The sequence below is a fragment of the Streptomyces sp. NPDC058985 genome (assembly GCF_042740985.1).
Taxonomy (GTDB): domain Bacteria; phylum Actinomycetota; class Actinomycetes; order Streptomycetales; family Streptomycetaceae; genus Streptomyces.
On sequence record NZ_JBHYJX010000002.1, the window covers coordinates 49,228 to 74,940 of the forward strand.

21 protein-coding genes and 2 tRNA genes are annotated in these 25,713 nt (G+C 72.3%); 18 read left to right on the forward strand and 5 right to left on the reverse strand.

Annotation, left to right across the window (positions count from 1 at the left end; translation table 11 throughout):
* Positions 1–6: 6 nt before the first annotated feature.
* The gene (locus ACFW01_RS01935) at positions 7–2,241 is read right to left on the reverse strand and encodes a CDP-glycerol glycerophosphotransferase family protein (protein WP_384502173.1); all 2,235 of its coding nucleotides are present in this window, start codon (positions 2,239–2,241) and stop codon (positions 7–9) included.
* A gap of 343 nt (positions 2,242–2,584) precedes the next feature.
* On the opposite strand from ACFW01_RS01935, the gene galE reads away from it, so the two are divergent.
* Positions 2,585–3,556 carry a UDP-glucose 4-epimerase GalE gene (galE, locus tag ACFW01_RS01940; protein WP_384502174.1) on the forward strand — a complete coding sequence of 324 codons (972 nt, stop codon included), beginning with the start codon at positions 2,585–2,587 and terminating at the stop codon, positions 3,554–3,556.
* Positions 3,557–3,628: 72 nt separating this feature from the next.
* Here galE and ACFW01_RS01945 read toward each other — a convergent pair whose 3' ends face one another.
* Positions 3,629–5,791, reverse strand: coding sequence for a hypothetical protein (locus tag ACFW01_RS01945; protein WP_384502175.1), 2,163 nt, complete (start codon positions 5,789–5,791; stop codon positions 3,629–3,631).
* Positions 5,792–5,998: 207 nt separating this feature from the next.
* Here ACFW01_RS01945 and proB point away from each other — a divergent pair, with 207 nt between their 5' ends.
* The 5 genes from proB to ACFW01_RS01970 all read left to right on the forward strand — a co-directional run bounded on the left by proB (position 5,999) and on the right by ACFW01_RS01970 (position 10,975).
* Positions 5,999–7,105, forward strand: coding sequence for a glutamate 5-kinase (proB, locus tag ACFW01_RS01950; protein WP_234954691.1), 1,107 nt, complete (start codon positions 5,999–6,001; stop codon positions 7,103–7,105).
* A gap of 143 nt (positions 7,106–7,248) precedes the next feature.
* On the forward strand, positions 7,249–7,770 hold the full coding sequence (locus tag ACFW01_RS01955; RefSeq protein ID WP_384502237.1) for a hypothetical protein: 522 nt from the start codon (positions 7,249–7,251) through the stop codon (positions 7,768–7,770).
* A 114-nt stretch (positions 7,771–7,884) separates the two neighbouring features.
* On the forward strand, positions 7,885–9,171 hold the full coding sequence (locus tag ACFW01_RS01960) for a glutamate-5-semialdehyde dehydrogenase (protein ID WP_234954605.1): 1,287 nt from the start codon (positions 7,885–7,887) through the stop codon (positions 9,169–9,171).
* 79 nt (positions 9,172–9,250) lie between these two features.
* On the forward strand, positions 9,251–9,820 hold the full coding sequence (locus ACFW01_RS01965) for a hypothetical protein (protein ID WP_234954603.1): 570 nt from the start codon (positions 9,251–9,253) through the stop codon (positions 9,818–9,820).
* A gap of 84 nt (positions 9,821–9,904) precedes the next feature.
* Positions 9,905–10,975: a hypothetical protein gene (locus ACFW01_RS01970; protein WP_384502176.1), complete on the forward strand. Its 1,071-nt coding sequence runs from the start codon at positions 9,905–9,907 to the stop codon at positions 10,973–10,975.
* Positions 10,976–10,990: 15 nt separating this feature from the next.
* Here the strand turns inward: ACFW01_RS01970 and ACFW01_RS01975 are convergent, their stop codons facing one another.
* Positions 10,991–12,133 (reverse strand): M48 family metallopeptidase, encoded by a 1,143-nt coding sequence (locus tag ACFW01_RS01975; RefSeq protein ID WP_234954689.1) that lies wholly within the window; start codon positions 12,131–12,133, stop codon positions 10,991–10,993.
* A 141-nt stretch (positions 12,134–12,274) separates the two neighbouring features.
* On the opposite strand from ACFW01_RS01975, the gene ACFW01_RS01980 reads away from it, so the two are divergent.
* From ACFW01_RS01980 to ACFW01_RS02020, 9 genes are all read left to right on the forward strand, one after another.
* Complete coding sequence (locus tag ACFW01_RS01980) at positions 12,275–12,436, forward strand: hypothetical protein (RefSeq protein ID WP_384502177.1); 162 nt, start codon at positions 12,275–12,277, stop codon at positions 12,434–12,436.
* 127 nt (positions 12,437–12,563) lie between these two features.
* Positions 12,564–12,731, forward strand: a complete 168-nt coding sequence (locus ACFW01_RS01985) for a hypothetical protein (RefSeq protein ID WP_234954599.1) — start codon at positions 12,564–12,566, stop codon at positions 12,729–12,731.
* A 59-nt stretch (positions 12,732–12,790) separates the two neighbouring features.
* The gene (gene nadD, locus ACFW01_RS01990; protein ID WP_122620144.1) at positions 12,791–13,486 is read left to right on the forward strand and encodes a nicotinate-nucleotide adenylyltransferase; all 696 of its coding nucleotides are present in this window, start codon (positions 12,791–12,793) and stop codon (positions 13,484–13,486) included.
* A gap of 16 nt (positions 13,487–13,502) precedes the next feature.
* On the forward strand, positions 13,503–15,230 hold the full coding sequence (locus ACFW01_RS01995; protein WP_384502178.1) for a LytR C-terminal domain-containing protein: 1,728 nt from the start codon (positions 13,503–13,505) through the stop codon (positions 15,228–15,230).
* Positions 15,231–15,336: 106 nt separating this feature from the next.
* A complete protein-coding gene (rsfS, locus tag ACFW01_RS02000) occupies positions 15,337–15,783 on the forward strand; it encodes a ribosome silencing factor (protein WP_234954597.1) in 447 nt (148 codons plus the stop codon).
* The gene (locus tag ACFW01_RS02005) at positions 15,780–16,451 is read left to right on the forward strand and encodes a histidine phosphatase family protein (protein WP_234954596.1); all 672 of its coding nucleotides are present in this window, start codon (positions 15,780–15,782) and stop codon (positions 16,449–16,451) included. Before rsfS ends, ACFW01_RS02005 begins: the two co-directional genes overlap by 4 nt.
* A 121-nt stretch (positions 16,452–16,572) precedes the next feature.
* Positions 16,573–16,645 (forward strand) — tRNA-Ala (locus ACFW01_RS02010).
* A gap of 378 nt (positions 16,646–17,023) precedes the next feature.
* On the forward strand, positions 17,024–17,257 hold the full coding sequence (locus ACFW01_RS02015; RefSeq protein ID WP_019523121.1) for a hypothetical protein: 234 nt from the start codon (positions 17,024–17,026) through the stop codon (positions 17,255–17,257).
* Between the two features lie 112 nt (positions 17,258–17,369).
* A tRNA-Ala gene (locus ACFW01_RS02020) sits at positions 17,370–17,442 on the forward strand.
* Between the two features lie 58 nt (positions 17,443–17,500).
* Here ACFW01_RS02020 and ACFW01_RS02025 read toward each other — a convergent pair.
* On the reverse strand, positions 17,501–19,111 hold the full coding sequence (locus ACFW01_RS02025; protein WP_234954594.1) for an NADH-quinone oxidoreductase subunit NuoF family protein: 1,611 nt from the start codon (positions 19,109–19,111) through the stop codon (positions 17,501–17,503).
* Positions 19,108–20,340: a cytochrome b/b6 domain-containing protein gene (locus tag ACFW01_RS02030; RefSeq protein WP_384502179.1), complete on the reverse strand. Its 1,233-nt coding sequence runs from the start codon at positions 20,338–20,340 to the stop codon at positions 19,108–19,110. The genes ACFW01_RS02025 and ACFW01_RS02030 overlap by 4 nt, the downstream gene beginning before the upstream one ends.
* A gap of 537 nt (positions 20,341–20,877) precedes the next feature.
* Between ACFW01_RS02030 and leuS the strand changes: the two genes are divergently transcribed.
* The 3 genes from leuS to ACFW01_RS02045 all read left to right on the forward strand — a co-directional run bounded on the left by leuS (position 20,878) and on the right by ACFW01_RS02045 (position 25,703).
* On the forward strand, positions 20,878–23,778 hold the full coding sequence (gene leuS / locus ACFW01_RS02035) for a leucine--tRNA ligase (protein ID WP_384502180.1): 2,901 nt from the start codon (positions 20,878–20,880) through the stop codon (positions 23,776–23,778).
* Positions 23,779–24,049: 271 nt separating this feature from the next.
* Positions 24,050–24,784, forward strand: coding sequence for a hypothetical protein (locus tag ACFW01_RS02040; RefSeq protein WP_234954591.1), 735 nt, complete (start codon positions 24,050–24,052; stop codon positions 24,782–24,784).
* Between the two features lie 73 nt (positions 24,785–24,857).
* Complete coding sequence (locus ACFW01_RS02045) at positions 24,858–25,703, forward strand: DegV family protein (RefSeq protein WP_234954590.1); 846 nt, start codon at positions 24,858–24,860, stop codon at positions 25,701–25,703.
* Positions 25,704–25,713 lie beyond the last annotated feature (10 nt).

Consider the following 25,713-nt stretch of genomic DNA (forward strand, 5'->3'; position numbering starts at 1 on the left):
TCGGGGTCAGGCCCGCTCGACCAGTTCGAGCGCCTGGTCGGGGGTCGGGGCGTGGTGGCGTTCGTCGAACGGAACGACGGGCAGCAGGCTCTCTTCACCGAGGAAGACGCGCCGTACGACGCGTTCGGCTGCGTGTCCGTCGTCGAATTCGCAGAAACGCCGGCGGAAGACGTCCCGCCGCTCGGTCGTCTCCGGGCTGTCGTACTCGCCGGAGGCGAGCAGCCGCAGCAGTTCCGTCTGCGTGGTGGCCACCGCGCCGGGCGGTTCCTGGAGCAGGTCGAAGTAGGTGCCGCGCACCGCGGAGTAGACGTCCCAGTCGGGGACGTAGCTGATGATCGGGCGGTCGAGGACCGCGTAGTCGAACATCGCCGAGGAGTAGTCCGTGATCAGCGCGTCGGCGGCGAGGTACAGGTCCTCCACCCGGCCGTGCCCGGACACGTCGACGATCCGGCCGGTGCGGCGCAGTTCGGCGATGTGCGGGGAGGAGTTGCCGTAGAAGTAGTGGCCGCGCACCAGGACGGTCACGTCCGGTCCCAGTTCGCCGGCGAACCGGGCCAGGTCCAGCGGCGGGGTGAAGCCCGGCTGGTACTCGCGGTGCGTCGGCATGTACAGGAACGCCTTGGCGCCGTCGGCCAGGCCCAGCGCCGCGCGGGCCGCGCGCACGTCCTCGGACGTGGCGTTCACGAGGGCGTCGTTGCGCGGATAGCCGGTCTCCAGCGTGGTGTACGAGCAGGGGTAGACCCGCTCCCAGACCACGGTGGAGAACCGGTTGGAGCTGATGCTGTAGTCCCAGCGGTCGCACCGCTCCAGGAGCTTCTCGAAGTCCATGTCGGTGGAGGCCGGGTACTTGCGCTGGTCCAGGCCCATGGTCTTCAGCGGTGTGCCGTGATGGGTCTGCACGTGGATCTGGCCCTCGCGCTTGACCACGGAGTCGGCGAAGTTCACGTTGTTGACGAGGTACTTGGCGCGGGCCAGGGCCGCCCAGTACGCGCGGGACCCCACCCGGACGACCTGCACGCCCTTGGGTGCCAGGTGCGCGTTCTCCGCGCGCACCGCCCACACGCGGCGCATCCCGGGGGCCAGTCGGGCCAGTTCGGCGTCGATGGCGGCGGGGTTGCAGGAGACGCTGCGGCTCCAGTAGGCGGAGAACAGCACCAGGTTGTCGTCCAGCGGCAGCCTGAGCTGCGACTGGTAGAAGGCGCCCATCGCGCCCCGCTTGGAGCGGTTGAGCGCGGTGCGGGTGCGGGTCTTGACCCGCTGGCGGAACTTCACCGCCGCCAGCGCGCTCACCATGGTCGTGTACGCGTCGCGCTCCAGCATCCCGTACTTGTGGCCGCGGCCGCCGGCCGGTCGGGTCCAGCCCTCCGGCAAGCGGGCCCGGTAGTCGGCCGAGGCGCGGTGGAAGAACTCGGCCCGCGCGTCCTGCGGCAGGCGGCCCGGCCGCTCCAGGATGGTCAGGTAGTGGTCGACCATCTTGCGGAACAACGGGCCGCGCCACTCGGCGAGTTCCTCGTGCGCGTCCAGGTAGTCGAAGACCCGCTGGTACTGGTCGAAGACGTCGAAGTGCTTGCGGCTGACCGTCTTGAGGATGTTGCCGCCCTCGCGCCGCTGCCGGTAGTGCACGCAGACACGGTCCAGAACGGCGATCCGCTCGGCGCTGATCATGGAGCAGAACGTCCAGGGGGCGTCCTCGTAGTACCCGGGCGGGAAGGTGAGCCCGGCCCGGGTGACGAAGTCGCGGCGGTACGCCTTGTTCCACACGATCTGGAGCAGGTCGAGCAGGCGGGGGCGCTCGGACAGGGGGAAGGTGTCCGGGCCCTCCTCCTTGAGCAGGTCGGCCCGCAGGTTCGGGCGGACCCGGCCGTCCCAGTAGGTACGCGCGTAGTCGAAGACCAGGATCTCGGGATTGCCGGTGGCCTCCAGCCGGTCGGCAATGGCCGACAACGCGCCGTCGGACAGTGTGTCGTCACTGTCCAGGAACAACACGTAATCGCCACTTGCCTTTTCCAGACCGGCGTTGCGCGCACGCCCCAGGCCCACGTTTTCCGTGAGGTGAATCACATGAATCCGGGAGTCCCGTTTCGCGTACTCGTCGAGAATGGCACCGGACCCGTCCGGCGAGCAGTCGTCGACCGCGATGATCTCGAAGTCCGTGCAGTCCTGCCCGAGTACGGAGTCAAGGCACTCGGGCAGATAGCCCTGCACCTTGTACACGGGGACAACGAGAGAGAGCTTGGGCATCCTTACAACCTGTTCCGAGATCTGACCAGGGGACCGCGGGCTGGAACCGGAACGCGCTCCGGGCGCCGTGGGGCCTGGAGCGCGCCGCCGCATCAGCGTAAAGGATTCACGCGGAGTTTCCGTGGGCACGGTAGCCGGACACTCTGTGGCTTGCCACAGCCGGAAATGGCCGCGATCGGCCGCTCGAATCGGCCGCCGGGAAGCGGCCGGAGAACTTCCTCACATTCGGCCCCCCTGTCCTCTTTACCGACTTCCGTCGTATTCCACCCCAAGTGCCCGACTCGATTTTCCGGGGCCCACGGACGAGTCTGCACCCAGTGACGAAGACCTGGGAGGCATGAGGATGAGCTGGCTGGTCACGGGCGGAGCCGGGTACATCGGCGCGCATGTGGTGCGCGCCCTCGCCGGCGGCGGGGAACACGTCGTTGTCTACGACGACCTGTCCACCGGCAGCACCGACCGCGTCCCCGACGGGGTCCCGCTGGTGGTCGGCAGTGTGCTCGACGGAGCCCTCCTGGAGGGCGCGATTCGTGACCATGCTGTGACAGGCGTGGTGCACATCGCGGGCAAGAAACAGGTCGCGGAGTCGGTGGAGCGGCCGCTCCACTACTACCGGGAGAACGTCACGGGCCTCGCGACCCTCCTGGAGGCCATGACGTCCACCGGCGTCGGCCGCCTCGTCTTCTCCTCCTCCGCCGCGGTCTACGGCATGCCCGATGTGGACCTCGTCACGGAGGACACCCCATGCCTGCCGCTGAGCCCCTACGGCGAGACCAAGCTGGCCGGCGAGTGGCTGATCAACGCCGCCGCCCGGGCCCACGGCATCCGCGCCGCCTCACTGCGGTACTTCAACGTCGCGGGCGCGGCCGCCCCCGAGCTGTCCGACTCCGGCGTCTTCAATCTCATCCCGATGGTCTTCGAACGCCTGGAGGCGGGCGACGCCCCGCGTGTCTTCGGCGACGACTACGCCACCCCCGACGGCACCTGCGTACGGGACTACATCCACGTGGAGGACATCGCCGCGGCCCACCTCGCGGCCGCGCGGCGTCTGGCGGACGCCCCGGAGGGGACCGCGCTCACCCTCAACGTGGGGCGCGGTGAGGGCAGTTCGGTGCGCGAGATGGTGGACCGCATCCTCAAGGTCACCGGCCGGCAGGACGCCGCGCCGCGGGTGAGCCCCCGCCGCCCCGGCGACGCGGCCCGCGTCGTCGCCTCCGCCGACCGCGCCCGCGAGGAACTGGGCTGGACGGCCCGCCACGACCTGGACGCCATGATCGAGTCCGCCTGGCAGGGCTGGCGCCACCGGCACGGCTGACGCGCCGGCCGCGGTCGCCCCGTGCACGCCCGGCGCCCGCGCCGCCCGCATGTCCCGGCCGCCCGGCGCCGCTCAGGCGCGGCCCCGCGGCTCCGGCTGCCCGGCGTGCGCAGTGCCGGCCGACGCCGTGGGCCGCTGGGCGGGCCCGCGCCGCGGCCCGGGCAGGGGCAGCTCCGTGGCGAGCCGCTCGGCCATGCGCGCCCGGTGCTCCCCGGCCGCCGTGCACAGCGACCGCACGGCCGCCGCGAAGCGCTCCTGCGGCGGCGGCCCGGCCGGACCCAGCAGCCGCAGGGCCAACGCGGCGCGCTCCCCGGCCAGTTCGTCCAGCTCCGGATGGCGGACCGCGTCCAGCAGCTCCGGCACCCCGGCCGCGTCCGGCGTCAGCACCGTCGCCGCCGCCACCGTCGGGAACGACTTGCGGAACACGTCCTCGGCCAGCCCGCTGGTGTTGGCCACCGCGTACGGCTTGCCGCTCGCCAGGAAGTCGCTGATCACGCTGGAGACATCACTGATCAGCAGGTCCGCCCGGTTGAAGCAGGTGTAGAGCGGCGGCCGGACGTCCGTGACCACCTGGTGCTCCCACTCGGGCAGCGACGCCCAGTACGCCTCCTCCCAGGCGGTCGTCGCGCGCGCCACCGCCTCCGCCCGCCCGGACGCCGGCGCCGGACCGCGCAGCATCCGCTCCGCCTGGTCGGCGGCCGACCGGAAGCCGGGCGCGGTGAGCCGGTCCAGCTCCGCGGTCCGCCGGGCCAGCTCGGCAGCCGCCGACGGCGCCGGCCGGGGCCCGCCCCGCTCCCGGTTCGCCGCCCGCACCAGCTCCCGCACGCGCAGATCGGCCGCCCGGGCCCGCGGATCCACCGACCCCGTCAGCGGATGCGGCTTGTACAGCAGCCGTACCGCCGGGTCCGCGAGCAGCGCCCGGACCAGGTGCTCGCCCGCCTCGACCACCGACGTGTTGCCCGGATTGCCGTCCCAGCCCTCCCAGGTCGGCGCGTACAGCACGGTCGTGAAGGCTCCCGGCGCGGGCGGCCCCGTGTGCGGGCGTACGGCGCCCAGCTGCGGGCGGCCGATCTCCACCACGTCCTTGTCCTCGACGCCGACCTCCGCCAGCGCGTACCGCTCGCGCGCCGCGGGACCGGCCACCCACACCTCGTCGTACGCCTTCGCGTACGGGTTGCAGGAGGACAGCTTGTCGCTCTCCCCGTGATTGACGAAGGCGTGCTTGATGGTGGGGATGCGCAGCACCTGCGAGGTCTTCCCGGAGTTCGAGGGGTGCAGCATGACCCGGAGGGTGGAGTGCTCCAGGCGCATCAGCGTGGACACCTTCGGCAGGCACACCACGGGGATGTCCGTCGCCGCGATCCGCTGCACCATGAACCGCTCCCGCAGCACGATCACCGGCCGCCCCTCCAGCCGCGCCAGCGGCTCCAGCCACATGTTCGCCTGGTACGCCGAGGACGCCCCGCCCGAGAAGTACAGGCCGACCGTCGGCCGGTACTCCGCCAGCCACGCCTCGAACCAGTCCAGCACCTCTTGCTCACCGGCGGGCCTGCGCCCCGGCAGCAGCCGCGTCAGCAGCGCGCACAGACCCGTCAGCGCCAGCGTGAGGGAGAGCGCGAGGCCCGCCGCGCCCCACACCGGCGCGTCGGTGGCCGCCGTGGCCAGCAGCCCGGCCGACGCCGGCAGTCCGAAGACCGCCAGCCGGTGCCCGGGGCGGCGCAGCAGCAGCGGGGGCGCCGGGGTCAGCCGCAGCGCCGAGGCGTCGATGTTCCGGGTCACCACGGGCAGCGTCCGGGTGCGGCGGACCAGGACGGACACCGCCTGCACCGCCCAGTGCAGCGCGTAGAAGACGAGCAGCGCGGCGACCAGCGGGGCGTACACCCCCTCCCGGTGCTGCTCGCCGAGCCGCAGCAGCCCGATCACGAGCAGCAGGTCCCGCAGCACGTGCCGGACGGTGACGTCGGCGTGCGACTTGGCGAACAGCGACACCATGCCCCGCTGCCACCGGTACAGCACCCCCTCGGCGGCCAGCGAACCGGCGGTCGCGGCGAGCAGCAGCGGCACGTGCGGCAGCAGCGCGCCCAACGCCTGGGCGGCGAAGGCGGCCGCCAGGACGCCCAGGACGAGCAGCTTCACCACGGTCTCCCGGCCGGGCAGGCGGAGGCGGGAGGGGCGGGGGAGGCGGGGGCGGGGCAGAGAGAGGGGCACTGCGGTCGCTCCAGGCTTGTCGCGCATCGGACATCCGGGTTAACGCCGGGCGGCCTCCCGACGACACGCGCGTGTTGACGCGGGCCCCCGCGCGGAGGTGCCCCGCCGCCCTGTCCGCAGCCTGGACCGAGGCGCGGGGCGGGTGCCCCTTCGCGTAGATTGCCTGGCGAGCGCGGGTTTCGCGCGCGTCGAACGGGAGAGGCGGACGGGGCCGTGGCAGGGGCAAGGCAGGCCGTGGGCGAGGCCCGCAGGATCGTCGTCAAGGTCGGCTCCTCCTCGCTGACCACCGCGTCGGGCGGTCTGGACGCGGACCGCGTGGACGCCTTGGTGGACGTCCTCTCCAAGGTCCGCTCCGGCGGGGAGCGGGAGATCGTCCTCGTCTCCTCCGGCGCCATCGCCGCGGGGCTCGCCCCGCTGGGCCTGCGCCGCCGCCCCCGGGACCTGGCCCGCCAGCAGGCCGCCGCCAGCGTCGGCCAGGGCCTGCTGGTCGCCCGCTACACCGCCTCCTTCGCCCGCTACGGCGTCCGCGTCGGCCAGGTGCTGCTGACCAGCGACGACATGAGCCGCCGCGCGCACCACCGCAACGCCTCCCGCACCCTCGACAAGCTGCTGGCGATGGGCGCCTTCCCGATCGTCAACGAGAACGACACCGTCGCCACCGACGAGATCCGCTTCGGCGACAACGACCGGCTCGCCGCCCTCGTCGCCCACCTGGTCCGGGCCGACCTGCTGGTCCTGCTCTCCGACGTGGACGGCGTCTACGACGGCGACCCGAGCAGGCCCGGCACCTCGCGGATCGCCGAGGTGCACGCCCCCGCCGACCTCGCGCAGATCGAGATCGGCAGCGCCGGCAAGGCGGGCGTCGGCACCGGCGGCATGGTCACCAAGGTCGAGGCGGCCCGGATCGCCGCCGCGGCCGGCATCCCGGTGGTCCTGACCAGCGCCGTCCACGCGGCCGACGCCCTGGCCGGCGGTGACACCGGCACCTACTTCCACGCCACCGGCAGGCGCTTCGCCGACCGGCTGCTCTGGCTCCAGCACGCCTCCACCCCGCGCGGGGCGCTCATCCTCGACGACGGGGCGGTGCGCGCGGTCGTCGAGGGCCGCAAGTCGCTGCTCCCGGCCGGGATCGCCGGCGCCGAGGGCGAGTTCGCCGCGGGCGACCCCGTCGAGTTGCGGGACGGCACCGGACGGGCGGTGGCGCGGGGCCTGGTCAACTTCGACGCCAAGGAGATCCCGCGGCTGATCGGCCGCTCCACCCGGGAGCTGGCCCGCGAGCTGGGACCCGCGTACGAACGTGAGGTCGTACACAGGGACGATCTGGTGATCCTGCACCCGTAATAGGTCGAAACGTCCCCGAATCGGCGGTGGACGTTCCGCAAAACCGCCCCGCGATCCCGCGCGGCCTGCTCAACTTTTCCCAGGGACGGACCCGGCCGACCGCCGGGCCAGCCGTGTGTGTGAAGGAGGCCGTCGTGAGCGGAGTGCGCCCTGGGCCGGCGGCGTCCCGCGGTGGTACCGCCTCCCGCGGCGGCTCGGGCTCCCGCGCCGGCACGGGCGCCCGTACCGGCGGCCCCCGCAACGGCGCCCGCGCACCCGGCGAGGAACGCGCCCTGACCAGCGTCGCGGCCGGAGACCGGTTCCGGGGCGAGGACCCCGGCCACACCCCGCGCCTGTGGCACGTCACCCTCAGCGTCTCCGGCGCCCGCGCCCCCCTCACCGAGGTGCGGCGCGCCCTCGAACAGCTCGCGCACGACCATCCCTTCCTGCTGACCAGCAGGTACGCCGACGACCACGCGGAGATCCGGTACTGGGAGGAGGCCCGCGACCTGCACGACGCCGCCGCGGTCGCCCTGCGCCTGTGGGGCGAGCACCGGCAGACCGCGGGACTGCCGCCGTGGGAGATCGTCGGCCTGGAGGTCATCGACCGGGCCACCTACCACCAGCGCATCGCCGCGGGGTACGGCCCCGCGCCGGCGACGCCGGTCGGGGTGCACCCCTTCTAGCGGGGTTCCGCTCTTGGCGGAGTTCCTATTGGCGGGGCTCCGTACCGTCCGTTGCATGTCTCGGGGTTCGGGACATGCGGTGAGGGCCCCCGTCCGGCCCACTACGCTGCCCCCATGACCACGCTCTCGCCGTACGACTCGATGTCCCCGGTCACCCGGGCCGCCTACCGGGCCAAGGCCGCCGCGGCCGACCTCGCGCCGTTGCCGCGGGCCGCCAAGGACGACGCGCTGCTCGCCGTCGCGGACGCGCTGGAGGTGCGGACCAGCGAGATCGTCGAGGCCAACGCGCAGGACGTGGCCAAGGCCCGCGCCGCCGGGACCAGCGAGGCCATCATCGACCGGCTCACCCTGACCCCGGAGCGGGTCCGCGCCATCGCCTCCGACGTGCGGGACGTCGTCGCCCTGCCAGACCCGGTCGGCGAGGTCGTGCGCGGCAACACGCTCCCCAACGGCATCGACCTGCGCCAGGTCCGGGTGCCGCTCGGCGTGGTCGGCATCATCTACGAGGGCCGGCCCAACGTGACCGTCGACGCCGCCGCCCTCTGCCTGAAGTCCGGCAACGCGGTCCTCCTGCGGGGCTCCTCCTCGGCCTACCAGTCCAACACCGCCCTGGTCCGGGTGGTCCGCGACGCCGTGGGCGGGGCCGGGCTGCCCGCCGACGCGGTCCAGCTGGTGCCCGGCGAGAGCCGCGAGAGCGTGCGCGAGCTGATGCGGGCCCGCGGGCTGGTCGACGTCCTCATCCCGCGCGGCGGCGCCTCGCTGATCAACACCGTGGTCCAGGAGTCCACCGTCCCCGTCATCGAGACCGGCACCGGCAACTGCCACGTCTACGTCGACGCGCTGGCCGACATCGGCACGGCCGTCGAGATCCTGGTCAACTCCAAGGCCCAGCGGGTGGGCGTCTGCAACGCCGCCGAGACCCTCCTGGTCCACCAGGACATCGCCGCCGACTTCCTGCCCCGCGCCCTGGACGCCCTCGCGGAGGCCGGGGTCACGGTGCACGCCGACGAGCGCGTGATGGCGTACGCCCAGGACTCCAAGGTGACGGCCGTCGAGGCCACCCCGGAGGACTGGGAGACGGAGTACCTGTCGTACGACATCGCCGCGGCGGTCGTCGACTCGCTCGACAAGGCCGTCGAGCACATCCGGCTGTGGACCTCCGGCCACACCGAGGCCATCGTGACCACCTCGCAGCAGGCCGCCCGCCGTTTCACCCAGCTGGTCGACTCCACCACGGTCGCGGTGAACGCCTCCACCCGCTTCACCGACGGCGGCCAGTTCGGCTTCGGCGCCGAGATCGGCATCTCCACCCAGAAGCTGCACGCCAGGGGCCCGATGGGGCTGCCCGAGCTGACCAGCACCAAGTACATCGTCACCGGCGACGGGCACGTACGGCGCTGACACGATCGGGGCATCCCACCCAACGGACGAATTTCCCGGCCGTCTGCCCAAAACGACCCCCCAGGTCTACTCTGGATCCGTGCCGGAGGACGTGGGGGGTACGCCGTTTCCCGACGGCTGGGAGCCCGACGACGAACACGACCGCGGGGTGTCGGACGAAGAGTTCGCCTCCGTGGTCTTCGACGAGGCCTTCGTACGGGCGGCCGCGGTGCACGAGCCGACCGCCGTCGAGCGCCTCCTGGCCGCCGCGCAGGCCCGCGCCGAGGCCACCGAGGCGGAGGCGGCCCGCCGCGGGCGCACCAGAGCCGAGCGCTACGACGACGGGTACGGCGATTTCGGCCATGATCCCGACCTCGACGACCCGGACGACGACCGCGACCTCCTGGACCGCCCCTACGGCGCCCCTCCCGCGTCCGGCAAGCAGGTCCGCTGGCACCGGCCCGTCGCCTGGATGCTCGCCCTCGTGATGGGCGTGGGCATGGTCGCACTGGCCTTCGCGGCCGTCTACCGGGGAGCGTCCTCGGGCAGCGGCACGCAGCAGGTGCCGCCACCCGCGTCGACCGGCCCCGAGCAGGGCGGCTCCGTGACCCCCTCGGCCTCCGCCGACTACTCGCAGCCCGCCGTCCCGGTGCTTCCGAGCAGCCCCTGACCTGCCGTCCCGCGGTCCTAAGCTGTCCCAACTTGACCTGCACCGGCGCGTTTACGCGACCTTCCGCCGACCTACCCTGAAGGTATGGCAGGGCTTGGCGATCCGCCCGGAGGGACGCCCGAAGGCGCCCCCGGCGGCGGAGAGGACGAATACCGATCCACCGTCTTCGACGAGTCGTTCGTCCGTGCTGCCCGGCTCCAGGAGTTCTCCGCCCAGGAACGCATCACCGACCACGCCCCCGCCGTCCGCCGCCGCCCGCCGCTGCGCCGGGCCGGCCTCTCCCGGCAGGCGCTCGTCCTCGTCGTCCTGATCGCCGTGGCCTTCGGCACCGCCATCTACATGGGCGTACGGCACCCGTACCAGAACCCGTCCGCGCAGCGGGCCGCGGAGCCGGTGCGGATGACGGTCGTCCCGCTCGCACCCCGGGGCAGGGTGCCCGGCGCCGACGACGCCGGCTTCCTCTACGAGCACAGTCCCGCCGCGGGGTTCCGCACCGCCGCCGAGGGCGTCCCGCTGCCGGGGGCCCGGCGCACGGCGCACTTCTCCGAGGACCAGGTGCTGAACGCCCTGACCACCGCCAAGAACTACATCGTCCGCTCGGCGCTGGACCCGGACGTGCTCGGCGGCCGGGAGGTGCGCTCCGTGCGGGTCCTGCTCGACCCCGACCAGCTCCACCAGTTCGACGAGAGCTTCGAGCGGCCCACCGCCGACGGACGGCACGCGCCCACCGGGTGGCTGGTGCGCTTCGACCCCGCCCGGGCCGAGCTGGCCGACCCCGAGATCCGGGTGGACGGCAGCCTGCGGGCCCTGGAGACCGACGCGTCCACGCTGGAGGTCACCGCCGACCACACCATGGTCTACGCGCTGCGGCCGGCCGGCGACCAGCGGGCCGGGACGTCGCTGTTCACCGTCCGGCGCGAGCTGACCTTCCGCTACGACCGGGAGGACCTGCGCCTGCACCAGACGCGGCTGGTCGCCTCCTACGTGCAGGCCGGGCCGCTCTCCTGCGCCGAGGACTCGGCGAACCACCTGCGCCCGCTGCTCGCCGGCCAGACGGCCAGGACCGGCGCCCCCGCCGGCACCGACCCGTACACCTCGGACAACGCCACCGCCCTGTGCGGGACCCTCGCGGCGAGCGCCCAGCCCGAGGTGTGAGCTTCCCGCGCCGGCTCAGGCGCCGTCGCGCGGCGGGCGGTCGTCCGGGTCCTGGGGGCCGTCGGTGCCCGCCGGGCCCTCGGAGGACCCGTTCGCGTCACCGGGCGGCCGCGGCTGGGAGGAGGTGAAGCCGCCGAAGCCCCGCCGCATCCGGTCGCCGAGGTCACCGGCGCCGCCCGCGATGTCGTTGACCAGCTTCATCAGCGGGTCCTTGGAGCCGCGCACGTGCGTCGCGTAGTGGGACGCCGACTCCCGGAAGGAGTCCCGGACCGAGGTGTCCTTGTCCTCGTCGCGCCGCGGGTAGTGGCCGTCCATGATCCGCTGGAAGTCCCGGGAGGCCGCCCACTTCTTCAGCTCGGCCGCCCGCACCGTGGTGAAGGGGTGGCTGCGGGGCAGCACGTTCAGGATCTTCAGCACGGAGTCGCGCAGGTCGCCCCCGGCCTCGTACTCTTCGGCCTGCTCCAGGAACGCGTCCACGTTCATCTCGTGCAGGTGGTTGCCGCCCGCGATCTTCATCAGGCCGCGCATGGACGCCTGGATGTCCTGGCCCACCAGCAGCCCCGCGCGGTCGGCGGACAGCTCCGACTTGCGGAACCACTCGCGCAGCGCGGTCACGATCGCCATGATCGCCACGTTGCCCAGCGGGATCCAGGCGACCCGGACGGCCAGGGAGGTCAGGAAGAGCAGGATGGTCCGGTAGACTGAGTGCCCGGACAGCGCGTGCCCGACCTCGTGCCCGACCACCGCACGCATCTCCTCCTCGTCGAGCAGCTCGACGAGGCCCGTGGTCACGACGATGATCGGCTCGTCCAGGCCGATGCACATCGCGTTCGGCACCGGGTCCTGGTTGACGTACATCGGCGGGACCTTCTCCAGGTCCAGGATGTAGCAGGCGTCGCGCAGCATGACGTTCAGATGGGCGAACTGCCGGTCCGAGACGCGCACCGAGTCGGACAGGAACAGCAGCCGCAGACTCCGCTCGGGCAGCAGGCCGCTCAGCGCCTTGAAGACGGTGTCGAAACCGCTCAGCTTGCGCAGCGCCACCAGCGCGCTGCGGTCGGCCGGATGCTCGTACGCACGCGAGGAGATCCCCGGGAAGCGCCTGCGCTGCCGGCTCGGCACGTGCTCGTGCCCGTTGTCCTGATGGCCGTCGGACATGTCTTCCCCCATGTGCGTGTGTGTGGCCTGTGCGGGTGTCTGGCCCTTGCGAACCCTTGTGCGGTCCTTTGCACCCCCGGAGCCGGGTCCAGCCTAGGCGGAGATACCGTGGACGGGCAGTACGTCGAAGGAGTCCACGCCATGCAGCCCATCCCCCACCCCGACTGGCTCGCCGGGGCCGCGACCGCCGCCGAGCAGCAGGGGCCGGGGAATCTGCTGCGGATCGTCCTGATCGTCATGGTCCTGGGGTCCGTGCTGACCGCGTGGTTCCTGCTGCGGGGGTACAAGCGGAAGGACGACTGAGCCGATCCGAAGGTTCCCCGGCCCCCTCCCGCCCGGCCCCGTCGGCGGAGTCGGCGTGATCGCCCGTGAGCGGCCCGCATACGATGAGCGGACGTCTTGTCCCGCCCACACCGGATAGGTCCTGCCGATGAGCCTTCCCCTCAGCGCCGCCCAGTTCGCCACCCTCGCCGCCGAGGGCGGCGAGGAGCACAGCGGCAACCACGAGAGCCTCAGCCCCTACGTCACCGGCGTCGGCGCGTTCATCGCCCTGATGCTCCTGCTGTGGATCACCACCCGGTTCAACCGCGACCGCTGAGCACCCGTGGCCGTGGGGGCGGCCGGGGTGCCCGGGGAGGGCCGGTAGGGTCTGCACGCATGGGAGAGCAGGACACGCCTACCGGCCCGGCGTACACGCCGGGGCGCGGCACGCAGAACGCGGTGCCCGCCCGCGCCACCGGTCCGGGCAACGGCCCGTCGTCGCCGGGCAAGCGCCGCCTGGGCGTCATGGGCGGCACCTTCGACCCGATCCACCACGGGCACCTCGTGGCGGCCAGCGAGGTCGCCGCGCAGTTCCAGCTCGACGAGGTGGTGTTCGTCCCCACCGGACAGCCGTGGCAGAAGAGCCACCGAACGGTGTCCGCGGCCGAGGACCGCTACCTGATGACCGTCGTCGCGACCGTCGAGAACCCGCAGTTCTCCGTGAGCCGCATCGACATCGACCGCGGCGGCCCCACCTACACCGTGGACACCCTGCGCGACCTGCGCGCCCTCAATCCGGACGCGGACCTGTTCTTCATCACCGGCGCCGACGCCCTCGCCCAGATCCTCACCTGGCGCGACAGCGAGGAACTGTTCTCCCTGGCGCACTTCATCGGCGTCACCCGGCCCGGCCACACCCTCACGGACGCCGGGCTCCCCAAGGGCGGCGTCTCGCTCGTCGAGGTCCCGGCCCTCGCCATCTCCTCCACGGACTGCCGGGCGAGAGTCGCCAAGGGAGATCCCGTCTGGTACCTGGTGCCGGACGGAGTCGTGCGCTACATCGACAAACGCCAGCTGTACCGCGGCGAGTGAACCGAGAGGGGCACCGGTGAACGACGGATACGACGCGGGATACGGCGGCGACCAGTACGAACTCGTCGGCTACGACGAGTACGGCCGGCCGGTCTACCGCCAGGCCCAGGCCGCTCCCGGCGGGCAGCAGCAGTACGACCCGTACCAGCAGCAGGGCCAGCAGTACGGGCAGCAGGGCTACGGCTACGACCAGTACACCGCCGCGGACGGCGGGCAGGCCGCCCAGCGGCCCTACGACCCGTACGACCCCTACGGCTCCGGGTCCGCCTACGACACCGGGCAGCAGCCCGCCACGCCAGGCCACGGCTCCTACGGCCATCCGCCCGCCGCGCAGCAGCCGTACGACCCCTACGGCCAGGCCGCGACCAGCGGCCCGCAGCCCCGGGTCGCCGAGCAGACCGCGCACATCCCGCAGCAGGCGGGTCCGCGCGAGGAGCCGCAGCCGTCCGCCCCCGCCGCCGACGACCGGGACTACCGGACCGAGCAGTTCGCCTTCGTCGAGGAGCCGGCCGACGACTCCGAGGACGTCATCGACTGGATGAAGTTCACGGAGAACCGCACCGAGCGCCGCGAGGAGGCCCGTCGGCGCGCACGCACGCGTGCCGTCGCCCTGGTCGTGGTCCTGGCCCTGGTCGCGGTCGGCGGCGTCGGCTACCTCTGGTACGCCGGAAAGCTCCCCGGCGTGGGCTCCTCCGACGACAAGACCGGCTCCGCGACGGCGGCGGGCGCCCAGAAGCGCGACGTGATCGCCGTCCACCTGCACGACACCAAGGGCGGCTCCACCTCCACCGCGCTGCTCGTCGACAACACCACCACCAAGAAGGGCACCGCCGTTCTGGTACCCAACGACCTCGCCCTGACCGGCGACGACGGCAGCACCACCACGCTCGCCAAGTCCGTCGACGACGAGGGCCCCGACGCCACCCGGACGGCCCTGGACTCCTCCCTCGGCACCGACATCGAGGGCACCTGGCGCCTGGACACCCCGTACCTCCAGATCCTCGTCGACCTGGTCGGCAACATCGAGGTCGACACCGACGCCGACGTCGCCGACCCGGAGGCCAAGGACAAGGGCGCCACACCGCTGGTGCGCAAGGGCCAGGGCCAGACCCTCAGCGGCAAGATGGCCGTCGCCTACGCCACCCACCGCGGCCCGGACGAGCGGGCCGACGCCCAGCTGCAGCGGTTCGGGCAGGTCATGCAGGGGGTGCTGCGCAAGCTGTCGTCCGACCCGCAGGCGGCGACGACCACCATCCAGACCCTCGGGCTGATCCTCGACCCGCCGCTGACCGAGAAGGACCTCGGCTCCTTCCTCGCCGGGCTCTCCGACCTCGCCAAGGGCGGCGACTTCAGGACCGAGCTGCTGCCCGTCGAGGAGGGCGGCTCGCTCAGCGCCGAGGCGAGCGACAGCGTCGTCAAGGACATCCTCGGCGGCACCGCCAAGAGCCCCGACAAGGACGCGGCCGTCAGCGTCTCCGTCCGCAACGCCACCGGCGTCGAGGACCGCGCCGGCAAGGCCCGCGTCGTCCTGCTCAACGGCGGCTTCACCTTCCTGTCCGGTGGCACCGCCTCCGGCACCGAGGCGAAGTCGGAGGTCGTCTACGCCGAGGCCGCCGACCAGGAGAACGCCGTCCAGGTCGCCAAGACCCTGGGCCTGCCCACCGACGCCGTCGCCCAGGGGAAGACCTCGGCGAACGCACGGGTCTCGGTGGTGCTCGGCCAGGACTACGAACCGGCGTCGTAGCGGCCGTGGGCCCCTTCGCGGGGCGGCGGCCCGGTTATCGCGTGGGCCGCCGTCGGCGGTCGTGAGACCCTTGAGGTCAACCGACCGCCGACCCGAAAGCCAGGCAGTGACCGCGACCGACCGCTCCATCGAACTCATCAGCACCGCCGCCCAGGCGGCGGCCGACAAGCTCGCGCACGACATCATCGCCTACGACGTCAGCGACGTGCTGTCGATCACGGACGCCTTCCTGCTGGCCTCCGCGCCCAACGACCGCCAGGTCAAGTCGATCGTCGACGAAATCGAGGAGCGGCTGAACAAGGAACTGGGCGCCAAGCCGGTGCGCCGCGAAGGCGACCGCGAGGCCCGCTGGGTCCTGCTCGACTACGTCGACATCGTCGTCCACGTCCAGCACAGCGAGGAGCGCGTCTTCTACGCCCTGGAGCGGCTGTGGAAGGACTGCCCCGAGCTGGAGCTGCCCGCCGACGCCAAGGAGACCCGCGGCAAGGCCGAGGAGCACGCCAGGCTCCAGGCCGCCGAGGAGGCGACGCAGACCGACGGGGACTGGCGATGAGCGCCACCGGCGAGGTGGCGGCGGGCCGGCCGGGCCGCGGCCGGCGCGTCATCCTCTGGCGGCACGGCCAGACCGCGTGGAACGTGGAGCGCCGCTTTCAGGGCAGCACGGACGTCGAGCTGACCGGGACCGGCGTCGCCCAGGCCCGCCGCGCGGCCGAGCTGCTGATCCACCTGAGGCCCGACGCGATCGTCGCCTCCGACCTGGTGCGGGCCGCGGACACGGCCGCCGAGCTGTCCGTCCTCACCGGCCTCGAAGTGACCCTGGAGGAGGGCCTGCGGGAGACCTACGCGGGCGTCTGGCAGGGGCTGACCCACGACGAGATCATCGCCCGGCACGGCGAGGAGTACGCGGCGTGGAAGCGCGGCGAGCCCGTGCGCCGCGGCGGCGGTGAGCTGGAGACCGAGGTCGCCGACCGCGCCGCTCCCGTGGTCCTGCGGCACGCCGAGAAGCTCCCCGAGGACGGCACCCTCGTCGTGGTCAGCCACGGCGGCACCATCCGCACCACCATCGGCCGCCTGCTCGGCCTCGACCCGCGCAGCTGGGAGAGCCTCGGCGGCCTGACCAACTGCTGCTGGTCGGTCCTCGGCGAGGGCGCGCGCGGCTGGCGGCTGCTGGAGCACAACGCCGGCACGCTGCCGGAACCGGTGCTCGGCGACGACGACTGAGCCGCCGGCGGCGGGCCCGGTCCCCGGATTTCACTTTCCGGCAGGCCACAGGCTAAAGTTCTTCTTGTTCGCCCCGCCGAGCGGAGCGAACAGGAGCACGCGGCCCGGCCGCGTGACACCAGGGGCTATAGCTCAGTTGGTAGAGCGCCTGCATGGCATGCAGGAGGTCAGGAGTTCAATTCTCCTTAGCTCCACAGCCCACGGACGAATCCCGTCCCCCTCGGGGGGCGGGATTTTTCGCATCCGCCCGCTTGAGCAACTGGGCTCCCAGGGGCGTATACCCCTGTGGAACTCCGTGTCCCGACTGGTACTGAGGCGTCGCTGACCGTATTGGCCCGGTCGTGGCAGAATCAAACGGCCGGAAGGGGACCGCGACCCGACGGGAGGGAGTGGCGATGCCTGCGAGCATCCTCGAGGAGGTCGGTCACCTCCTCGGCGGAGCGGTGGCACGGAACACGGTCACTCGCCTCCGCTGCCCTTCCTGCGGTTCCGGCCACGTGGCCCAAGTCCTGGGTGACAACGGCGGAATCTCGTACGTGTGCACGGCCTGCGGCCACAGCTGGAGCTGATCGATGGGTGCACACAGGCGGAAGTGCGACTGGTGCGGCAGCGGTACGCCGATCGTGCGCGACATGGAGCCGCTCAACCCGGACTACCAGTACTGGTGCGAGGAATGCGCGCGGGCGCTGATCATAAAGGGCGACCCGATCGAGACGTACCGCGAGCTGGAGGGCGAACCGATCTACGGCCGGCTCCTGGAGGAGCACTGCACCCTCAAGCGGTTCTACTCGTTCGTGACGGCCTAGTACTGCAACGCACTAGGGCAAACCGGACGGAACGGAAACGATTTGGTGTTCGCCCCGGTGGACCGTGTAATGTTGGCGTCGCCGCCGGGGAGACCGGGCGGATGAAGGACAAGGGGCTATAGCTCAGTTGGTAGAGCGCCTGCATGGCATGCAGGAGGTCAGGAGTTCAATTCTCCTTAGCTCCACAGCTTCAGAAGGAAACCCCCGGATCACCGATCCGGGGGTTTCTCCGTGTGTCCGCCGTCAGCGGCCGAGCGCCCGGCGTCCCCGGCCCTGGGAGAGGACCGGCAGGTTGGTGCGCGAGGACGGAGCGGGTCCGCGCAGATCCTCCTCGATCCGCAGGGCCAGCGCGGGGCAGCGGCGCACCGCGCGCACCGCCTTGGCCTCCGCGAACCGCGGCACGTCGGCCTGTGCGACCGTCGGGAAACCGTCGGCGCCCAGCTGGAAGACCTCCGGGAGGATGTCCGCGCACAGCCCGTGGCCCCGGCACAGGGTCCAGTCGACGAAGATCTTCTGGCGGCTGGGGCCGTTCGCCCCGTCACCGCCGGGGACGCCCGTGGGTGCCATGCCCCCCTCGAAGAGCGGCAGGACGCCTTCCACGGGCCGTCCGCAGCCGTTGCCGAGGACGTGCGCGGCGAGGTCGTCGGTGAACGCGGCGACGGTCGACTCCAGGAACATCGCCGAGCCGTCCGGGTGCGAGCAGGCGCCGCGCCGCTTCACGTTCCGCGCGACCTGCTTGACGGCCTCCAGGGCGGCCGGGCCGCCGCCGTTCAGGATGTCCTCCAGACCCCGCGCGGCGGCGGGCAGACCGAGGTAGCAGGGGCCGCACTGGCCCGCGCTCTCCTGCGCCAGCCACTGGGCCACCCGCAGGGACTCACCCAGCGGGCAGGTGTCCTGACCGATCGGCAGGATCGCGCCCGCGCCGAGCGAGCCGCCCACCTGCTGCAGGGAGTTGCGGGAGACGATCGCCTCGTCGACGCTCGCCGCGTCGATCCACTTGCCGTGGTAGCCGCCGGTCAGCACGCCCTGCGGCACCGGCGGGGCGCCGGCCAGCTGGAGGACGTAGCGCAGCGGCACCCCCGTCGGCACCTCGATCACCATGGGCCGGGCGACCGCGCCGGAGACGGTGAGCATCACGGTGCCGGGCTCGTCGTACAGGCCGGTGTTGCCGTAGCGCTCCGGGCCGATGCGGGCGGCGATCGCGAGCTGGGCGAAGGTCTCGGCGTTGGACAGCAGGGTCGGGGCGCCGCCGACCCCGCTCTTCGAGGCGCTGACCTTGCGGCCGGGCGGGATCGCCGGGCCGCCGTCGATGGAGCGGATCAGCGAGGCGGCGGCGCCGGTCACCATGCGGACCGGGTTGCGCTGCACGCGTGCCCGCAGGGCGGAGCGGCGGCCGTTGCTGAGGCCCCGTTCGGCGAGGGCGGCCTCCATGGAGCGCTGGGTGGACTCGCGGGTGACCCCGATCACGAGGGTGCGGGCGCCCATCGCCTCGGCGCACAGCAGCGCGCCGTCCAGGATCAGGTGCGGGGCACGGTTGATGAGCACCGTGTCCTTGCGGCAGGCCGGCTCGTCCTCACTGCCGTTGACGACCACGACCGGCCGGACGCCGCGCTTGATCGCCGCCTCGGCGACCGAGCGCAGCTTCTTGTGGAAGGGGAAGCCCGCGCCGCCGCGGCCCTTCAGGTTGATGCGTTCCGAGAGCTGCGCGAGCTGCTCCCCGCCCATCGGTTCGAGCGGACCGTGCACCTTGAGGTGCATCGGCAGATCCAGGCGCTCGACAAGGTCGAAGCCCGACGTGAGCTGGGGAAGGCCGACCACGCGGACTTCTGGGACGTCGGGCAGGGCCTCGTTCACTTATGGCCTCCGGAAGGCGTGTTCCAAGGTTCGCCCGAACCCGGTGCGTCGAAGTCGTAGGCCGACGACGGCGCACCGGGGGCTGGTTCATTGGCGGGACCGCTGTTGTACGTGTCGTTCGGGTAGTACGTGTCGTAGACCGCGTTCGTCTCAGCGGTGTCGTACACGTCACTCGACCCGTAGCCGGAGGCGTCCGGATTGCCGTAGACCGGGATGGTGTGTCCCGTGTCGTTGAGCGGGTCGTAGGCCGACGGGGGTGCCTCGCCGACCGGTGGCGGCGACGGTATGGGCCAGCTGCCCGAGGTGCCGGCGGCGCTGTCCACGTGGGGCATCGTCTCGGTGGGGCGCATGTCGGGCGGCAGCGTGTGGGACCCGGTGCCGTCGCTCGCCAGCGGTGGCCGACGGGCGCCGGAAGGGCCGGACACGGCGCGGTAGGCCGCCGCGAAGCCGCTCGCGCGCTCCGGCGGAGCCAGGCGCTCCGCGGTCTCGTACAGCGGTGCGGACCTGCCGCGCCGCCGCCTCGCCCCGGCCCGCTCGTAGCCGGGCAGCGCCGCGGGGTCCTTCCACTGGGCCCCCTCCTCCGGCCGCTCCTCGCGGACCGGCCGTTCCCCGGTGCCGAAGAGGGCCGCGATCCGGTCGGCGGCCCTGCGCTTGACCGGCCGGGGGGCCGCCCGCAGCGCCAGGGCGCCCATGACGCCCAGTACGGACAGGCCGTACAGGATCGTGAAGACCGGTTTTGCCGCTCGACCCGCGTAGAGCCCGTGCAGCAGGGCCAGGCACCACGCCGGATAGGCGAGCATGTGCATGGCCCGCCAGCGGGAGGCCACGGGGGGCGCGGAGGCGAAGCGGGTGCGCAGGGCGCCGGTGACGCTCACGAAGATCATGAGCATGCTGGCCAGGGTGCCGAAGCCGATCAGGACGGCGCGGCCGCCGAACGCCTCGTCGTCCGTGGCGAGCAGCCCGAACGGGAGGACGGCGGCGACCCAGGTGGTGTGGTCCAGGGCCAGCTTGACCCCGATGTGCACCAGGAGGAACACGACCGAGGCGACCGCGGTGATCCGGTGCACCGCTTGGGCCAGGATCCGCTGGCGGGTGTCGAGGACGATCCGGTCCTGGGCGAGGAGTCCCCAGATCACCGAGCAGCTGAGGAAGACCAGGGAGAGGACGCCGGCGCCGAAGTTGAGGAACTCGGCGAAGGTGTCGTCTGCCGTGCTGTCGTTGGTCACCACGGCAGACCTCCCCACGCCGCGGACGTACCGAGGGGCGTCGGGCTGGTGTCGCGAGGGTGGAACGGGGGGTTGAGCGGAGGGCGGATCGGGGGAGGGTTCATGGGGGCAACTCCGGAGCGGTTCGGGAAAGCGGTCCCGCTGCCGCACTCTAAGTGGCGCCATACCCGTGGGTACGAGGTTTGAGTTATTGCGTTGTTATCAAATGACAGTGCGCTCGTAGTGTTGTCCCCTTACTGGTTGTTACGCGAAGTAACCTTTGACCTTGGTTCAGGTTTGCCGGTCGTGTGGTGGCCGGAACGCGCGTCGCGGCACGATCGGCGACTGCGGTACCCTGACGCCATGCGTGCCGTACGCCTTCTGCTTAGCGAGCCGCGCTGATCAGTCCCGACCCCGGTCGAAGTCCGGTGGCCGGAATCGGCGCGGCGTCCCCTCCTGTGCGAGGGGATTTTTCATTTCCCGGCATTCGCAGCCGCTGGTTGCCGCTGGTCTTGAAGGTCGCAGCCGCTGGCAGAGACGATCGATGGAGCTTTGAGGATCATGAGCGAGACGAACCCCGCGGCGACCGCCCCTGTGTCGGCGGACGCCGCGCCGCACCGCTACACGGCCGCCATGGCCGCCGAGATCGAGGCACGCTGGCAGGACTTCTGGGACGCCGAGGAGACGTACGCGGCGCCGAACCCCAAGGGTGACCTGGCGGGCGACCCCGAGGTCGTCGCCCGGCCCAAGAAGTTCATCATGGACATGTTCCCGTACCCCTCGGGCGCGGGCCTGCACGTCGGCCACCCCCTGGGGTACATCGCCACCGACGTCTTCGCCCGCTTCCAGCGGATGACCGGCCACAACGTCCTGCACACCCTGGGCTTCGACGCCTTCGGACTGCCCGCCGAGCAGTACGCGGTGCAGACCGGCACGCACCCGCGCGTGTCCACCGAGGCCAACATGAAGAACATGGTCAGCCAGCTGCGCCGGCTGGGCCTGGGCCACGACAAGCGCCGGTCGTTCGCCACGATCGACCCCGAGTACTACAAGTGGACCCAGTGGATCTTCCTGCGGATCTTCAACTCCTGGTACGACGAGGAGGCGAGGAAGGCCCGCCCGATCGACGAGCTGGTCGCCCGGTTCGCCTCCGGTGAGCGGGAGATCCCGGGGCACGCCGGACGCGCCTGGAGCGTGCTGAGCGAGGCCGAGCGCGCCGACGTCCTGGGCGAGTTCCGCCTGGCCTACGCCTCCGACGCGCCCGTCAACTGGTGCCCCGGGCTGGGCACCGTGCTGGCCAACGAGGAGGTCACCGCCGACGGCCGCTCCGAGCGCGGCAACTTCCCCGTCTTCAAGTCGAAGCTGCGCCAGTGGAACATGCGCATCACCGCCTACGCGGACCGGCTGCTGGACGACCTGGACGAGCTGGACTGGCCCGAGGCCATCAAGCTGCAGCAGCGCAACTGGATCGGCCGCTCCGAGGGCGCGCGCGTCGACTTCCCCGTCGACGGCGAGCGCATCACCGTCTTCACCACCCGCCAGGACACCCTGTTCGGCGCCACCTACATGGTGCTGGCGCCCGAGCACCCCCTGGTCGAGAAGTTCACCCCGGCCGCCTGGCCCGAGGGCACCCACCAGGTGTGGACCGGCGGTCACGCCACGCCGACCGAGGCCGTGGCCGCGTACCGCGCGCAGGCCGCCTCCAAGTCCGACGTCGAGCGGCAGGCCGAGGCCAAGGACAAGACCGGCGTCTTCATCGGCGCCTACGCCACCAACCCGGTCAACGGCGAGCGGGTCCCGGTCTTCATCGCCGACTACGTGCTGATGGGCTACGGAACCGGCGCGATCATGGCCGTCCCGGCGGGCGACCAGCGTGACTTCGAGTTCGCGCGCGCCTTCGAGCTGCCGATCCGCTGCGTGGTCGAGCCGACCGACGGCCGCGGCACCGACCCGGCGACGTGGGAGGACGCCTTCGGCTCCTACGACGCGAAGATCATGAACTCGTCCAACGGCGAGATCAGCCTGGACGGCCTGGGCGTCGCCGACGCCAAGGAGCGCATCACCGAGTGGCTGGAGCGCACCGGCACCGGCGAGGGCACCGTCAACTTCCGCCTGCGCGACTGGCTGTTCAGCCGCCAGCGCTACTGGGGCGAGCCCTTCCCGATCGTCTACGACGAGGACGGCATCGCGCACTCGCTGCCCGAGTCGATGCTGCCCCTGGAGCTGCCCGAGGTCGAGGACTACTCCCCGCGCACCTTCGACCCGGACGACGCCGACACCCGCCCCGAGACGCCGCTGTCGCGCAACGAGGACTGGGTGAACGTCACCCTGGACCTGGGCGACGGGCGCGGCCCCCGCCGGTTCCGCCGCGAGACCAACACCATGCCCAACTGGGCCGGCTCCTGCTGGTACGAGCTGCGCTACCTGGACCCGCACAACAGCGAGCGGCTGGTCGACCCGGAGATCGAGCAGTACTGGATGGGCCCCCGCGAGGGCCTGCCGCACGGCGGCGTCGACCTGTACGTCGGCGGCGCCGAGCACGCCGTGCTGCACCTGCTGTACGCCCGCTTCTGGTCCAAGGTGCTGTTCGACCTGGGATACGTGTCCTCGGCCGAGCCGTTCCACAAGCTGTTCAACCAGGGCATGATCCAGGCCTACGTCTACCGGGACAGCCGCGGCATCGCGGTGCCGGCCGTCGAGGTGGAGGAGCGCGACGGCGCCTACTACCACCAGGGCGAGAAGGTCTCCCGGCTGCTGGGCAAGATGGGCAAGTCCCTGAAGAACGCGGTCACCCCCGACGAGATCTGCGCCGAGTACGGCGCCGACACGCTGCGCCTGTACGAGATGGCGATGGGCCCGCTGGACGTCTCCCGGCCCTGGGACACGCGCGCGGTGGTGGGCCAGTTCCGGCTGCTGCAGCGGCTGTGGCGCAACGTCGTCGACGAGGACAGCGGCGAGGTGACCGTCACGGACGTCGCGGAGGCCGACGTCGACACGGACACGCTGCGCGCCCTGCACAAGGCCATCGACGGCGTGCGGCAGGACCTGGAGGGGATGCGGTTCAACACCGCCATCGCCAAGGTCACCGAGCTGAACAACCACCTGACCAAGGTGGGCGGCCCGGTCCCGCGCCCGGTCGCCGAGCGTCTGGTGCTGCTGGTCGCGCCGCTGGCCCCGCACGTCGCCGAGGAGCTGTGGCGCAGGCTGGGGCACACGGACTCCGTGGTGCACCACGACTTCCCGGTGGCCGACCCGGCCTACGTCGTCGACGAGACCGTGACCTGCGTCGTGCAGATCAAGGGCAAGGTCAAGGCGCGGCTGGAGGTCGACCCGGCCATCTCCGAGGGCGACCTGGAGAAGGCGGCGCTGGCCGACGAGAAGGTCGTGGCCGCGCTGGGCGGGGCCGGGATCCGGAAGGTGATCGTGCGGGCGCCGAAGCTGGTGAACATCGTTCCCGCGTGAGGTCCTGAGGTCCTGAGGTGCGGAGGCGCGGAGGCCCGGAGGTCCTGAGGCGCTGAGGCTTTTCGGCTCAGAGGCCCGCTCGGGCGGGCCGGGTGCTGGATTTCGCCGGTCTCGGGGTGGTCCCTTACGGGGAGGTCCGGGGTCGAGTACGGGCAGGTTCGGGGTTCCGCCGGAACCCTGGGCCTGCCCGTTGCGTTTACCGTGGAAGAGCGGCGCGAAGAGCGCCGCGGACGCCGGCGCGCGCGGGCCGGACGCTCGGAGGAGGAGCTTCGTGGAAGCAGTGATCACCGTCTTCGCCCTGCTCTTCGTGCTCGCCGTGGTGCTGGGCGTCTACGCCACGGTGAAGGCGGTCGGCGCGGCCAAGCGCAGCGTGGACCGCGGTATCACCCAGGCCCGGCGCACGGTCGAGGACCACACCCTGCGCGCGAAGTCCCTCGTGCAGGCCGGCCCCGTCGGCGAGCTGGCGCAGCTGCGGCTGAGCCTGCGCACGTCCATGCGGGCCACGCAGGACGCGCTGCACGCGCGCGTGGCGGAGGACGCGTCCCTCAAGGAGTCGCTGGCCCTCTTCGAGCGGCTCAGCGCCCACGGTTTCGAACTCGACGGCGAGCTGCGGCGGCTGGAGGCCGAGCCGGACCGCGTGACGCTCGCCGAGCTGCTGCCCTCGCTGCGCGAGCGCACCGAGCGCATCACGCGGTCGGCCGAGTCCCTGCGCTGGGCGGCCCGTGACCGGGCCCGCCGCTTCGCGGACGACGACCTCGACTCGCTGAGCGCGCAGATCGACGTCGAGGCCGGTGCCCTGCGGCACTGGACGGAGACGGAGCCCGCCGCCGCGCCGCCGCCCTGGCCCGAGGCCCCGGCCGCCGACGCCCCCGCCGCCCGGCAGAGTTGGCCGGAGCCCCCGGTCCAGGAGCCGGCGCAGGAGACGACACGCCCCGCCCTCGACCCGCCCGGACCCAACCCCGTGTATCCCTGGCAGAAGAAGGCCCGCCCGGAGAGCACGACCTGACGACTCCCGTGTGAACACCCGGTCACCGGGGCCGGGCTGCCGGACGGACAGTACGCCAGGTAACCTCCAGCTCATGTCCCGCCATGTCGCGATCGTCACCGATTCAACGGCCTACCTCCCGGCCCGGACGATGGAGCGGCACGGCATCACCGCGGTACCCCTGACCGTCGTCCTGGGCGACCGGGCGCTGGAGGAGGGCACCGAGATCTCGACCCGCTCCCTGGCCCAGGCCCTGCAGAAACGGCGCCCGGTCACCACCTCCCGCCCCAGCCCCGCCCTGTTCGCGGAGACCTACCGGAAGGTCGCCGAGTCCGGCGTCGACGGCATCGTCTCGCTGCACCTCTCCGCCGAGCTGTCCGGCACGCACGACGCGGCCGTCGTCGCGGCCCGTGAGGCGCCGGTCCCGGTGCGCGTCGTGGACACGGGGATGATCGCGATGGCCCTCGGATTCTGCGCGCTCGCCGCCGCGGACGCGGTGGAGGCGGGCGGCACGGTGGACGAGGCCGTCGCGGCCGCCGAGAAGCGGGCCGCGGGCACCTCCGCCTACTTCTACGTCGACACCCTCGACTATCTGCGCCGCGGTGGCCGGATCGGGGCGGCCCAGGCGCTCTTCGGCTCCGCGCTCGCCGTGAAACCGCTGCTGCAGCTCGACGGTGGCCGCATCGAGCCCCTGGAGAAGGTCCGGACGGCGTCCAAGGCCATCGCCCGGCTGGAGGAGATCGCCGCCGACCGGGCGGGCGGCGCACCCGTCGACATCGCCGTCCATCATCTCGCCGCCCCGGACCGGGCGTCGGCCCTGGCGGACCGTCTGCGGGAGCGGGTGCCCGGGCTGGCCGACCTGCATGTGAGCGAGGTGGGGGCGGTGATCGGGGCGCATACGGGGCCCGGGTTGCTGGGGGTTGTCGTCTCGTCGCGGTGAGGGGGCGTTG

Coding starts and splice junctions, on each gene's coding strand:
- ACFW01_RS01935 (WP_384502173.1), bottom strand. CDS start 2,241: ATGCCCAAGCTCTCTCTCGTTGTCCCCGTGTACAAGGTGCAGGGCTAT.
- galE (WP_384502174.1), top strand. CDS start 2,585: ATGAGCTGGCTGGTCACGGGCGGAGCCGGGTACATCGGCGCGCATGTG.
- ACFW01_RS01945 (WP_384502175.1), bottom strand. CDS start 5,791: ATGCGCGACAAGCCTGGAGCGACCGCAGTGCCCCTCTCTCTGCCCCGC.
- ACFW01_RS01960 (WP_234954605.1), top strand. CDS start 7,885: ATGACCACGCTCTCGCCGTACGACTCGATGTCCCCGGTCACCCGGGCC.
- ACFW01_RS01970 (WP_384502176.1), top strand. CDS start 9,905: ATGGCAGGGCTTGGCGATCCGCCCGGAGGGACGCCCGAAGGCGCCCCC.
- ACFW01_RS01975 (WP_234954689.1), bottom strand. CDS start 12,133: ATGTCCGACGGCCATCAGGACAACGGGCACGAGCACGTGCCGAGCCGG.
- ACFW01_RS01980 (WP_384502177.1), top strand. CDS start 12,275: ATGCAGCCCATCCCCCACCCCGACTGGCTCGCCGGGGCCGCGACCGCC.
- ACFW01_RS01985 (WP_234954599.1), top strand. CDS start 12,564: ATGAGCCTTCCCCTCAGCGCCGCCCAGTTCGCCACCCTCGCCGCCGAG.
- nadD (WP_122620144.1), top strand. CDS start 12,791: ATGGGAGAGCAGGACACGCCTACCGGCCCGGCGTACACGCCGGGGCGC.
- ACFW01_RS02005 (WP_234954596.1), top strand. CDS start 15,780: ATGAGCGCCACCGGCGAGGTGGCGGCGGGCCGGCCGGGCCGCGGCCGG.
- ACFW01_RS02015 (WP_019523121.1), top strand. CDS start 17,024: ATGGGTGCACACAGGCGGAAGTGCGACTGGTGCGGCAGCGGTACGCCG.
- leuS (WP_384502180.1), top strand. CDS start 20,878: ATGAGCGAGACGAACCCCGCGGCGACCGCCCCTGTGTCGGCGGACGCC.
- ACFW01_RS02045 (WP_234954590.1), top strand. CDS start 24,858: ATGTCCCGCCATGTCGCGATCGTCACCGATTCAACGGCCTACCTCCCG.